Source organism: Pedobacter faecalis (assembly GCF_030182585.1).
In the GTDB taxonomy this organism is placed as follows: Bacteria; Bacteroidota; Bacteroidia; order Sphingobacteriales; family Sphingobacteriaceae; genus Pedobacter; species Pedobacter faecalis.
Genome location: NZ_JARXOW010000001.1, coordinates 398,399 through 410,757, shown reverse-complemented (window position 1 = coordinate 410,757; position 12,359 = coordinate 398,399). Strand labels below are relative to the sequence as shown.

The following is a 12,359-nucleotide window of genomic DNA, read 5'->3' as shown; positions in this document are numbered from 1 at the left end:
CGCTTCCAGAGCTTATTAAATCGACCAAATGAAGAAAATCATCAAGATAGCCCGCCTCGAGCTGAATATTTTATTCTATTCGCCCATTGCATGGCTGGTGCTCATCATTTTCATTGTACAGTGCGGCATTACCTTCACCGGCCTGCTGTACGACAAGGAAACGAGTCAACAGATGGGCAATACATTCGAATTTCTGTCACGCAACCTCTTCAGCGGGTCAGACGGCTTTTTCACCGCGGTGCAGAAAAAGCTTTACCTGTATATCCCGTTGCTCACCATGGGCCTGATGAGCCGTGAAATCAGCAGCGGTTCCATCAAACTATTGTTATCGTCGCCTCTCACCAGCACCCAGATTATTCTTGGCAAATTTGTATCGATGATGGGCTACGGCGCCATACTGATGCTTGTCCTTTGCGGCATCATGTTATCCGGCGTAGTCGCTGTCGAGGCCCTTGACGTTCAGTACGTACTCGGCGGTATGCTCGGCCTGTACTTGCTTATCTGCGCATACGCCGCAATCGGACTGTACATGTCTTCACTTACGGCCTACCAAGTGGTAGCGGCCATAAGTACCCTGGCGGTGCTTGCGGCCCTGAACTTTGTTAATAAAGTTGGCCAGGGAACAGATTTCATACGCGACATCACTTATTGGTTGTCCATTGCCGGAAGGGCCGATAACTTCATCAACGGATTAATCACCAGCAGCGATGTGATCTACTTCCTCCTGGTTATTATGCTGTTTCTGAGCCTCAGTATCATGAAGCTGAACGCCGGCCGGGAAATCCGCAGTCAGGCTACCGCAGCCCTGCGTTACAGTCTGCTCGTAGGTGCTGTTATCCTGCTGGGCGTGGTAAGCTCCATGCCTCAATTTACGGCGTATTACGACACCACTCGTTTCAAAACCAATACGCTGACCGAAAGTAGTAAAGAAATCATCAGGCAGCTCCAAAAGCCGGTGAAAATTACCACCTATGCCAATGTGGTCGATAATGCCTTCGGCCGTATGGGTGCACCAAAATGGCGCAAATTTGAGATTAAACAATTTGAACAGTACACACGCTATCTGCCCGGTATTGAGTTTGAGTATGTAGCGTTTTACGATACACTGGTGAACGACGTACCTCAAAACAAACCTTTGGAAGATCGTGCTATGCGCGCAGCTACGGCCAATGGGTTTGACTTTACAGAACTACTCACGCCAAAAGAAATTAAAAAAGTGATCAACCTGATTCCCGAAGAGAACCGGTTTACCCGGACCATCAGTTACGACGGGAAAGAGACCTTTCTAAGGATGTATTTCGATATGATCTACTACCCGCAGGAAGCCGAGATATCCGCAGCACTTAAAAGACTGCTCATCGGTACGCCGGTGATTGGTATTCTTTCAGGAAACGAGGAGCGCAGTATTAACAAAACAGGCGACAAGGCCTACAAAAGCCTGCTGAATACGCTTACCGTACGGAATTCCATGATCAACCAGGGTTTCGATGTAAAAGCCATTGAGCTTAATGATACCACAAACATTCCTTCTGGTCTAACTGTGCTTATCGTCGCAGATCCGCGCACCCAATATACGGAAACCCAGATCTCGAAGATATCAGACTATATTTCCAAAGGCGGAAACCTCATGATCAGTACAGAGCCCGGCCGACAAAACGGCATCGAGAAAATAATATCGCCCCTCGGCGTTAAGGTAGCTTCCGATACCCTCAGAATACCAAACAAGGATCTGGAACCTGAACTCATGATCACGACATTCGGTCCCTTAGCAGCAAAAATAGGGTTCAGCTATCCAAAAGAAACCCTGATTACGCTGCCCACCGCGTCTGAAATCTCTTATGCCGCAATACCCGGTTATCAATACACCCCGCTTCTATTCACAAAAATGCAGCAGCCAGTGGCGTTGGCCATCACCAGGAAGCTCGGCGAAAAAGAACAACGCATTCTGATCTCCGGCGATGCAGATTTCATGAGCAACGCGGAGTTATCGCGATACAATGTAAAAGCCTACAACACCACGTTCGCGACAAACCTGTTTCGCTGGTTTACTAATGGCCAATTCCCGGTCGACACCACGCGGCCCAAATCTATTGATAACAAAATACAGGTCACGCGAGAACAAATCGGATGGATGAAAATCATCCTCCTGGGTATAATTCCCGGATTACTCCTCCTTGCAGGCGCATACAGTCTAATCAGCAGAAAAAGAAACTAAAGAGAACCCGAATAAGAAAACAGACATGAATCAAAGCATAGCAAAAATACAACACCTCTCCCACCGCTACAGCCGCGACTGGGCCATAAAAGACATTACCTTCGAAATTACCGAAAAAGGGATCCTCGGACTTCTAGGCTCCAACGGCGCCGGAAAATCGACCACCATGAATATCCTATGCGGTGTTATTAATCAAACCGAAGGCGACGTATTTATCGACGGCATCAACGTTCGCACAAACCCGGTCGAGGCGAAAAGACTTATCGGATTCTTACCGCAAAAAGCGCCGCTCCACCTGGAGCTTACGGTCGACGAATACCTCACCCATTGCGCCTATATGCGTTCTATACCCGAAAGCGAAATCAAACATGCCCTGGAAGTAGCCAAAGCAAAATGTGGCATTAGCCATTTCAGCAAACGCGTGCTGAGTAATCTTTCAGGCGGATATCAGCAACGCGTGGGCATTGCGCAGGCCATTATCCACAACCCTAAACTGGTGGTGCTGGATGAGCCAACCAACGGACTAGATCCTAACCAGATCCTCGAGGTCAGAAAACTGATCAAGGAGATCGCCGAAGACCGGTCCGTAATCCTTTCCACTCATATTTTATCGGAAGTACAGGCAACGTGCGACAACATTATCATGATTGAGCACGGCAATATTGTTTTTGCAGATACCATGCACGCGTTCAATAATTATATCGAACCAGATTCCCTGATCGTTATGATCGACAATCCGCCTGCACCGTCAGAGCTGGAGCAAATTCCGGGAGTGACCAAAGCAGAGGCGATCCACGGCGGACAGATTCGCATCCACTTTAACAGCGGTCCGGCTATTACCAAAACCATCATTCAGACCTGTGCACAGAAAGGCTGGTCGCTATCGGAGATCTACCTCGAGAAAAGTTCACTAGACGGCATTTTTGCGCAGTTATCGAAAAAAGCAGGAGTCAACTGATCATGAAGAAAATTATTCGACTGGCAAGACTGGAACTGAGTATTCTGTTCTATTCGCCCATAGCCTGGCTCGTGCTTATCGTCTTTATGATTCAGGCGGGAATCACATATACCGAACAATTGTACAACCAGGAAACCCAGCAGCAGTTGGAGCGTCCGCTATCCTCCCTTACGTTAGTGCTGTTTGGCGGCGACAACGGTATGTTTAAAAGCATTCAGGACAACCTGTACCTTTATATACCTCTGCTCACCATGGGCCTATTCAGCAGGGAAACAAGCAGCGGATCCATCAAACTCCTGCTCTCCTCACCCATTACTGTGGCGCAGATTGTATTGGGAAAATTCCTGACCATTATGATTTATGCACTGCTTCTGGCCTTCATGATGTTTGGCTACGCCAGCGCCGCATATCTTTCGGTAGAAAACTTTGATCTTCCCATTGTGCTTGGCGGGATATTCGGATTGTATTTGCTTATTCTTGCCTACGCTGCTATCGGACTATTTATGTCGAGCTTAACCAATTACCAGGTTGTTGCGGCAATCAGTACATTGGCCATTCTGGCCGCGCTTAACTTTATAGGGGAAATCGGACAGCAGTACGACCTTATTCGTGATATCACTTATTGGTTGTCTATGGCCGGCCGTACAGAAAAGATGGTAAACGGACTCATCATCAGCAGAGACGTGATCTACTTTTTGCTCTTCATCATGCTGTTTCTGATCCTGACCATGATGAAACTTGCAGCAGGCCGTCAGAAGCGGAGCTTTGGTGTACGCGTGCTGCGCTACGGAGCCTTGCTGATTAGCGTTATCGCCGTAGGTTACATAACCTCTTTGCCGGCACTTACCGGCTATCTGGATACCACACGTTTCAAAAACCGTACCCTTACGGAATTTAGCCAGTCGTACACCAGCAGGTTTACCGAACCGGTAACCATCACCGCATACACCAATGTGGCCCATTACACCGCAGGCTTTGGCGCACCTAAAAACCGCATTGGCGATATGGGTCAGTTTGAAAAGTACCAGCGCTTTATGCCGGGACTTAAAATGGAGTATGTGGCTTATTACGACGAGCCGCTCGACTTTAACGATACCACCAAAACACTTGTGGAACGCGCCAAGCGATCTTCTGAGGCATTAGGTTTTAACTTTAACAAGTTGCTCAAGCCGGAAGAGATCCGGAAAATGGTAGACCTCTCCGCAGAAGACCGCCGTTTCGTTCGTATGGTCACCTACAAAGGCAAGAGCGTGCCCCTTCGCATGTTCGATGACATGTTTGTTTATCCTTTTGAGTCGGAGATCACAGCAGCGCTGAAACGATTGCTAGACGACCCGGCGCGTGTAGGCTTTATTACCGGAAACGAGGAACGGAGCACAGATAAGTATGGCGATAGAGAATATAAAGCCATTACCAAAGGACTCGGTGTACGCAGTGCGCTTATCAATCAGGGATTTGTGACCCAAAACATCGATTTAAGCAAGGGAGAACCCATCCCTGATAGTCTGAGCGTCCTTGTCCTTGCCGATCCTGCGCAAACCTATCCCGCAGAACAGCAACAAAAAATCATCGCATACCTGCAACAGGGTGGAAACATGCTCATTGCCGGCGAACCGGGCAAGGAAAAACACGTCAATCCGATATTGTCAGCCCTTGGAGTAAGCATGAACGCTGGAACGTTGCAGGAAAAAACGGAAAACTTCGAGCCTGAACTGATCCAGGCGAAGCTTACACCAGAGGCCGCTGCCGAACCTTTAGGAATGAAGTTTTATGACGATGCAGTTGTCACCCTAAATGGCGCAACAGCTTTGACCAGCGAGTCCGGAGGAGAGTACCGGAAAATACCTTTGCTGATAAACCGCAGCAAAGAGCCCGTGGGATTTGCGCTAACCCGCAACGTAGGAAAGCGTGAACAGCGCATCATTGTAATGGGCGATGCCGACTTTATGAGTAATGTAGAGATGAGCCGGAATACACCTAATACGGTCAACGTTCTGTTCACGACCCGGGCCTTCCGATGGTTCAGCAATGGGGAGTTCCCCGTTTCGCCATCAAGGCCAAAAGGTACCGACACTAAGATCACCATTAGCCGCAGCGGCGTAAACCAGCAAAAAGCCCTCTTTTTGGGCGTACTGCCACTGCTGATAGCCGTTACCGGTGCCACTACACTAGTACGCCGGAAAAGAAAATAACACTCTGCCCTTAAAAAAGAAACGGGGTTGCAACCAGATGGATTGCAGCCCTGCTTTCTGTACTACGTATCATATAAGTAAGTATTAACTAGGACATAAATAAATAATAAGTACATAATTAAAATATATTTAATATATCCTTGATATACCAACCCCCCTACTTACTATCTATTTAATACCTAATTATTATATACCTATATCCGAAGAAAAGAAAGTCCGATGGCCGCAGAACAGGTTGGTCTTGACCGGAAATTACCGGGGGCACTACAATATCACTAATCGTTCGGTCGTTCGTAAAAAGATGAGAATTGTACTATTAGCCAGCCTGTTGCTCGTAACGCTTTTTCTTGCAGCATGCGGAGGCCAAAACCTGGAAAGCAAAAACGGCTTCACAGTTTTGCCCACTAAGAAACCGCAAGAAGAGATCGCGACATTTGCGGGTGGATGCTTTTGGGCAATGCAGGAATGCATGCTGGAACTTAAAGGCGTGACCACCGTAGTAAGCGGATACTCAGGCGGCACAACAACCAATCCTGATTACGAGACGGTGCTAACTGGTAAAACTGGCCACGCAGAGTCGGTACAAGTATACTATGACCCCCGGCAGATCAGCTTTGAACAACTGACAACGGCTTTTTTTAATGCTCATGACCCCACGCAGATCAACCGTCAAGGCCCGGATGTTGGGTCTGACTACCGGTCGATTGCCTTTTTCCGTACTGCTGATGAACGTAAAACCATCATAAAGGTTATGAATCAGCTTGACTCAGCCCAAAGATACACCATGCCGCTTGCTACGGAAATCACAGCCTTCAGCGTATTCTATCCTGCAGAAGCAGAACACCAGGATTATTATGTACGTCACAAATTTGACGGCTATATCAGGAACGTATCGAAACCTAAAGTGCTGAAGTTGAGAAAAGCTCTGCCTGAACTGATAAAAAATGAATATCTGGATTAGAATAGCTAGGTTGGCGACGCCCTTTTGCTTACCTGTTAGGATGTAAGGAGACCAGATTAAAGATTAGCCATGCGCCCAGTTTTGCTGTGCGATTGTCTAGGTCGAAGGTTGGATTTAGTTCTGCAACATCAAAACTGATCACTTTCCCCCGTCGGATGACATGTGCCAGGATTCGTTCAAAAAACGCATCCGGTATCAGGCCAGTCGGATCAACAGCACTTACGCCTGGAGCGTAAGCAGCGGCAAACACATCGAGATCGATGGTTAGGTACACGTGGTCTGTAACTTCGATGAACTCGTTTATAGCCTGAATAATACCGGTCTCGTTTGCCGGTATAAATTCGTTGGCATGAATAGGTTTAACTCCCATTTGCGCTGCTATGTTATACAATTCACGAGTGTTTGCGTGCTGCTGTATGCCAATAGGCAGATAATGGAACGACCGCCCGGAAGCTTTGCAATCTTCCGCAATTTGCCAGAATCCGGTACCCGATGACGGTCCCGCTGCAGCGGGAATGCGGAGGTCAAAGTGTGCATCAAAATTGATGATACCGATCTTTTGAGCCAGGGCAGTGAAGCCAGTGTAGTGGCCGTAGACAACTTCATGCCCGCCCCCGAGCACAATTGGACGAAAGCCATAGGTAATAGCCAATTCAACCAGTATGCCCAGTGCCAGTTGTGCGCCTTCCAGGTCGTGATCGCGGCACACAATATCGCCGAGGTCGACCAGGCGCGTGCCTGGTTCGAAGTGTACTGGAAGTGATGCACAGGCTTTCCTGAGCTGCCCGGGTGCAAAGCCCGCGCCCGGGCGGCCCTGGTTACGGACGACGCCTTCGTCACAACAAAAGCCAATGAAGGCAAAGCCTTTTTGTCCGGCCAGCAATGCGGGCATGGCAACCTCCTTATCCGGATGGACCAAGACGTTGAACAGTTCAACGCACTGGTGCCAGCGCCTGGACTCCCAGGTATCGCCATCTACCCGACCCTGCCAGAGCCTGCCATCCGCGGGCTCATAAAAGGGCATTACTTGTTTCCGCTTTTCCATACGCAGGTTGGTTTTAATTTACCTTGATGATACAATATCTCCCGGTAGTCGTCGCAAGCATAAGCCTGCAAATCGGCCAGTTGCCCGGGTGCTATCCGACCCCTGTCAGACAGGCTAAGTGCATGTGCAGCTCTAGAGGTCAGCCCAGCGAAAGTTTCCGCGGTGGTCAGCTTTTCAGCTGCCCCCATGACTGCTGCCTGAGCAAGCAAGTCGCCCATAGGTGCAGAACCCGGATTCCAATCACTGGCAATAGCCAGGGCTGCCCCCGCATCCAGCAACTTCCTGGCCGGAGCGTAGCCCATACCCAGACCAAGTGACGCACCGGGCAGCGCGACAGCTACCGTCAGCGAACCTGCAAGCAACGCAATTTCCGCATCGCCGCAGGCTTCCAGATGATCCGCAGAGACAGCACCAGTCTTCACAGCTACCGCAGTCCCCCCGACGCTAAACTGGTCGGCATGCACCGTATGCCTGAAGCCCATCCTGATGGTCTGATCTAAATAGCTTGCTGCTTCTTCAGGTGTAAAGGCACCCGTTTCTACAAAGATATCGACCCGCGATGCTAAATTCCGCTGGCGTACCAGCGGCAAGAGGTCCCGCACTACATGCTCCAGATAGGCGGATGCCGATCCGTCAAAGTCCTTTGGTTTGATATGTGCGGCCAGACAGGTGGGAACCAGTTCTGCCACACTCCTTTTTGAAGCTGCATGTATCGCCTCCAGTTGCCGGTGCTCCTCGTCCGGGTTAAGTCCATAACCAGTCTTGACTTCGATGGTGGTTACCCCCTCCTGGAAATGCCGTGCAGCCCGAACACAGATAAGCTGCTCGAGTTCAGCCGCAGAGGCCCCGCGTGTTTGGGTTACGGAATCCCATATTCCCCCGCCTGAGGCGGCAATCTCCAGGTAAGTACGCCCCGAGATGCGCATCGCATAATCCTTTGCCCTACTTCCGGCGAAACACAGGTGGGTATGACAATCGACAAATCCAGGCAGCAATACCATCGGGTTTTCGACAGCCTCAACCGCAGCATCCGGGTACCTCAGCCGTAACCGCTGAAAATGCCCGACATCGACGATACGTCCATTTTGGACGAGTACGCCACCGTCTGGAACGATCTCCAACTGATCGTCCAGCAAGGCGCCTTTTAGCGGTAAGTTTGCCAGGGTTAGCATTTGCTTAAAGGGACCAATCAGTTTCATTGCCTTATCCGGAGTTGTTACCATACTTTAAGATCAAATTCTTTGGCCCAGGTATTGGCTTTTTCATAGCCTGCATCGGCATGTCGAAAAATACCCATGGCCGGGTCATTATGCAATACGCGCTTCAGGCATTCCGCTGCCCGGTCTGTACCATCGGCAACCACCACCATGCCCGCGTGCTGCGAATAACCTATGCCTACGCCACCGCCGTGATGGAACGAAACCCAGGTAGCACCGCCGGAGGCGTTCGCCATTAAATTGAGCAGTGGCCAGTCAGATACCGCATCAGAACCATCGAGCATAGCCTCCGTTTCGCGGTTTGGCGAGGCTACTGAACCGCAATCTAGGTGGTCGCGACCGATCACTATCGGAGCCTTAACTTTGCCGGAACGTACCAGTTCATTGAACAGCAGTCCCGCTTTTTCACGCTCGCCCATGCCCAGCCAGCAAATCCTGGCTGGTAGTCCCTGGAAACTGATTTTTTCTCGCGCCTGTCGAAGCCAGTTGGCCAACGCCAAATTTTCAGGAAAAGCCTCTATCAAGGCCTCGTCGGTCGTGTAGATATCCTCGGGGTCGCCCGATAAAGCCACCCAACGGAAAGGCCCCTTGCCTTCGCAAAAAAGGGGACGAATGTACGCCGGCGTAAAACCTGGAAAGTTGAATGCGTTCTTCTCCCCGCCCTGCCGGGCAAACTCCCGGATGTTATTTCCATAATCGAACGTGACCGCCCCTGCCTGCTGATGCTGCAGCATAAGATTCACGTGTCGAGCCATGCTTTGAATGGATTTGGTTTCATAGGCTTTAGGGTCCGAGTGCCTCAGTGCCTGAGCCTCTGGCAACGATAACCCATTGGGAATGTATCCATTGATGGGATCGTGTGCTGAAGTTTGATCAGTAAGGATGTCCGGAATAAGTCCGTCGGCAATCAATCGCTCCAGCATATCTCCTGCATCGCTGACCAAGCCCACCGAAAGCGGATTACGGGAGGTTCTTGCCTCCTGTATCCAGCGTATCGCCTCTGCGTAATCTTCTGTCATTCGATCGATATACCCTGTATCCAGCCGCTTCTGTATCCTGGACGCGTCTACATCTGCACCCAGAAATACAGCGCCAGCCATGGTAGCGGCGAGTGGTTGCGCACCGCCCATTCCACCAAGCCCAGCACTCACAATGAGGCGCCCGCGCAAATCACCGTTAAAGTGCTGTCGACCGCATTCCATAAACGTCTCATAAGTACCTTGTAAAATGCCTAGTGAGCCGATATAGATCCAGCTTCCCGCCGTCATTTGTCCGTACATCATGAGTCCACGCTCGCGCAGATCATTGAAATGGTCCCAGGTAGACCACGCTGGCACCAGATTGCTGTTAGCAATAAGCACGCGCGGCGCCTGCGGATGACTCCGGATAATACCCACTGGTTTGCCTGACTGCACCAGCAGGGAGTGCTCTTCATCAAGCTGAAGCAGTATTTCTATGATTTTTTGTAAGGATTCCTTATTGCGTGCGGCTTGACCTATGCCACCGTATACGACCAGCTCGTTAGGATTTTCAGCAACTTGCTGGTCGAGGTTGTTAAGCAGCATCCTGAGCGGTGCTTCTGTGGCCCAGCTTTTGGTATGAAGCGTACTTCCTTTGGGCGAACGGTACCGCGGATGCGCCGCATATTGTTTAATAAATTCCGAATGTGTCATGATGTAAAAGATTTAGGTTTTGGTCGCCAGCCTCCCGGGCAACCCTCAACAGAGATCCGTTGGCTATGAGCTGATGAAGTGCCTTGATGTCGGTGCCAAAGATGCGGTCGCTCTTAGCGAAGGACACTTGCTTTCTGACAAAGGCATGGCAGGCTTCCAGGACCGGCGTAGACCGGAGCGGCCGTCTGAATTCAATGGCTTGCGCCGCATAAAGCAATTCTATCGCCTGGATGTATTCGAGATTTTCGATCACCTGGTGAAGTTTTCTTCCGCTGATAGAACCCATTGAAACATGATCTTCCTGGCCTAGTGATGTAGGCACACTGTCTGCACTGGCCGGAAAGCAAAGCGTCTTGTTTTCGGTGACCAATGCGGCTGAAGTATATTGAGGAATCATAAAGCCAGAGTTTAATCCCGCGTCATCGATCAGCAGTTTTGGAAGTCCGTAACGCCCCTCCAGCATGAGGTAGCAGCGGCGGTCGGCGATATTCCCAAGTTCAGCGCTGGCTAGTGCCGCATAGTCGAGCGGCAGAGCCAGGGGCTGTCCGTGGAAGTTGCCCCCGCTGATGGTCTCTTCTGCATTGAAGATGATGGGATTATCCGTAACTGAATTGAGCTCGAGGGCAACGGCGTCGCGCAAATGCGCCCAAGCCTGGCGCGAAGCCCCGTGTACCTGTGGCATACAGCGCAGGGAATAAGGATCCTGCACGCGGTCGCAGTCGGCATGCGCATCGCCAATTGCCGAGCCTTTAAGCAAATACTGAAGGCGGCCCGCTACGTATAAACAACCCGGAAAAGGCCGCAACTGATGCAGTCTCGGATCGAACGGCCGCGAAGAGCCCATCAGGCCTTCAAGCGAAAGTGCACCTATCAAGTCGGCCGCGTCCAATGCCTGATGCATTCGCTGCACGGCACTCGTAGCGAAGGCAAGGATAAGCTGTGTGCCATTGATCAGGGCCAGGCCCTCTTTAGGTCCGAGCACTATAGGTTTTAGCTGATGCTTCTGAAGTGCCTCTGCCGAGGGTATTCGCCGACCTTTATCCCATACCTCTCCCAAACCGATCAAAGGCAGAAAAAGATGGCTTAAAGGCGCCAGGTCGCCCGAGGCGCCGACGGAACCTTTTTCAGGAACAACGGGTATCACGTTTTGCTCAATATGCCAGATGATGCGCTGGAGCGTTTCAAGTGACACGCCCGAAAATCCCATAGCAAGCGCATGTACTTTGGTGATGAGCATAAGTTTGGCTAGCTTCGGCGCGATGGGTTCACCTACACCGACGCTGTGGCTCTGCAAAATGTTGTACTGAAGCTGCCGGGTGTCCTCTTCTGAAATGCGCGTGTCGCAAAGCGGTCCGAAACCGGTGTTGATGCCATACACAATATTATGCTTGCTGACAATGTCGGTAACGTAAGCGCGCGACTGTTTCACCTTAGCGATCGCCTCGGCCGAAAGGATACCACGACGCTGCCCGTCGGCGATCGCTAGCGCAATACTAGCTGTGAGCGTAGATGTTCCGTATTGGAATTCGTTGTTCATAAGTTTTATTTCTGGTTATCATGACTAAGATGGCTAACAATGTCTTGCGCCAAAGGTGTTGCTGTGAGTTTTTCCTCTGCAGCCGTGAGAATCTGCAGCAGGGCTTTGCTAGCTGGATCGTTCTCGATCCTACCCTGGAGAACCTGAACGATGGCATCCCATATTGGAATGAGCTTTTGGAGCAGCTGTTCGCCGTTTGCGGTGAGTCTGATCTGTTGCTTACGCGCATCATCTTTGCTCTTTTCTGAGATCACCAAACCCTTCTTTTGGAGCGTGCTAACCAGTTGACTTGAAGCAGAATGTGAAACCATCATCGTCTCCGACAATTCCTGAATGGAGACCGGTTGGTGTTGTGAGAGTAAATAGAATGCGGGAAACCAGCTGGCATCAAATTCTATGTCCTGCTGCTTATAGACCGCATTAATTTCTGAAAGAAAATATTCACTCAGCCTTTTGAGCCTGCTGCCGAGGATGAGGTAACCGAGCGATTGGTAAAAGTTATCCATTTATATAAGTGCTTATACAAATATATATAAGCACTTATATAAATACAAATAGCGT

Annotated in this window: 9 protein-coding genes; 4 read left to right on the top strand and 5 right to left on the bottom strand. The window is 50.3% G+C overall.

The genetic code is table 11. The features are described from left to right. The first annotated feature begins 28 nt into the window (after positions 1-28). The 4 genes from QEP07_RS01860 (at position 29) to msrA (ending at position 6,326) form a co-directional block, all read left to right on the top strand. Positions 29-2,215: a Gldg family protein gene (locus tag QEP07_RS01860; RefSeq protein ID WP_285008262.1), complete on the top strand. Its 2,187-nt coding sequence runs from the start codon at positions 29-31 to the stop codon at positions 2,213-2,215. A gap of 25 nt (positions 2,216-2,240) precedes the next feature. Next, positions 2,241-3,173, top strand: coding sequence for an ABC transporter ATP-binding protein (locus QEP07_RS01855; RefSeq protein WP_285008261.1), 933 nt, complete (start codon positions 2,241-2,243; stop codon positions 3,171-3,173). A 2-nt stretch (positions 3,174-3,175) separates the two neighbouring features. Continuing rightward, the gene (locus QEP07_RS01850) at positions 3,176-5,365 is read left to right on the top strand and encodes a Gldg family protein (RefSeq protein ID WP_285008260.1); all 2,190 of its coding nucleotides are present in this window, start codon (positions 3,176-3,178) and stop codon (positions 5,363-5,365) included. A gap of 301 nt (positions 5,366-5,666) precedes the next feature. Next, on the top strand, positions 5,667-6,326 hold the full coding sequence (gene msrA / locus QEP07_RS01845) for a peptide-methionine (S)-S-oxide reductase MsrA (protein ID WP_285008259.1): 660 nt from the start codon (positions 5,667-5,669) through the stop codon (positions 6,324-6,326). Between the two features lie 28 nt (positions 6,327-6,354). Here the strand turns inward: msrA and hutG are convergent, their stop codons facing one another. From hutG to QEP07_RS01820, 5 genes are read right to left on the bottom strand one after another with little or no spacing between them, the layout of a single operon-like run. Further along, entirely contained in the window at positions 6,355-7,371 is a 1,017-nt protein-coding gene (hutG, locus tag QEP07_RS01840) for a formimidoylglutamase (RefSeq protein WP_285008258.1), read from the bottom strand. Next, positions 7,350-8,594, bottom strand: coding sequence for an imidazolonepropionase (hutI, locus tag QEP07_RS01835; protein WP_285008257.1), 1,245 nt, complete (start codon positions 8,592-8,594; stop codon positions 7,350-7,352). Before hutI ends, hutG begins: the two co-directional genes overlap by 22 nt. Next, complete coding sequence (hutU, locus tag QEP07_RS01830) at positions 8,588-10,261, bottom strand: urocanate hydratase (protein ID WP_285008256.1); 1,674 nt, start codon at positions 10,259-10,261, stop codon at positions 8,588-8,590. The genes hutI and hutU overlap by 7 nt, the downstream gene beginning before the upstream one ends. Then, entirely contained in the window at positions 10,239-11,798 is a 1,560-nt protein-coding gene (gene hutH, locus QEP07_RS01825) for a histidine ammonia-lyase (protein WP_285008255.1), read from the bottom strand. Before hutH ends, hutU begins: the two co-directional genes overlap by 23 nt. A gap of 5 nt (positions 11,799-11,803) precedes the next feature. Continuing rightward, entirely contained in the window at positions 11,804-12,304 is a 501-nt protein-coding gene (locus tag QEP07_RS01820) for a MarR family winged helix-turn-helix transcriptional regulator (RefSeq protein ID WP_285008254.1), read from the bottom strand. Between the last annotated feature and the right edge of the window lie 55 nt (positions 12,305-12,359).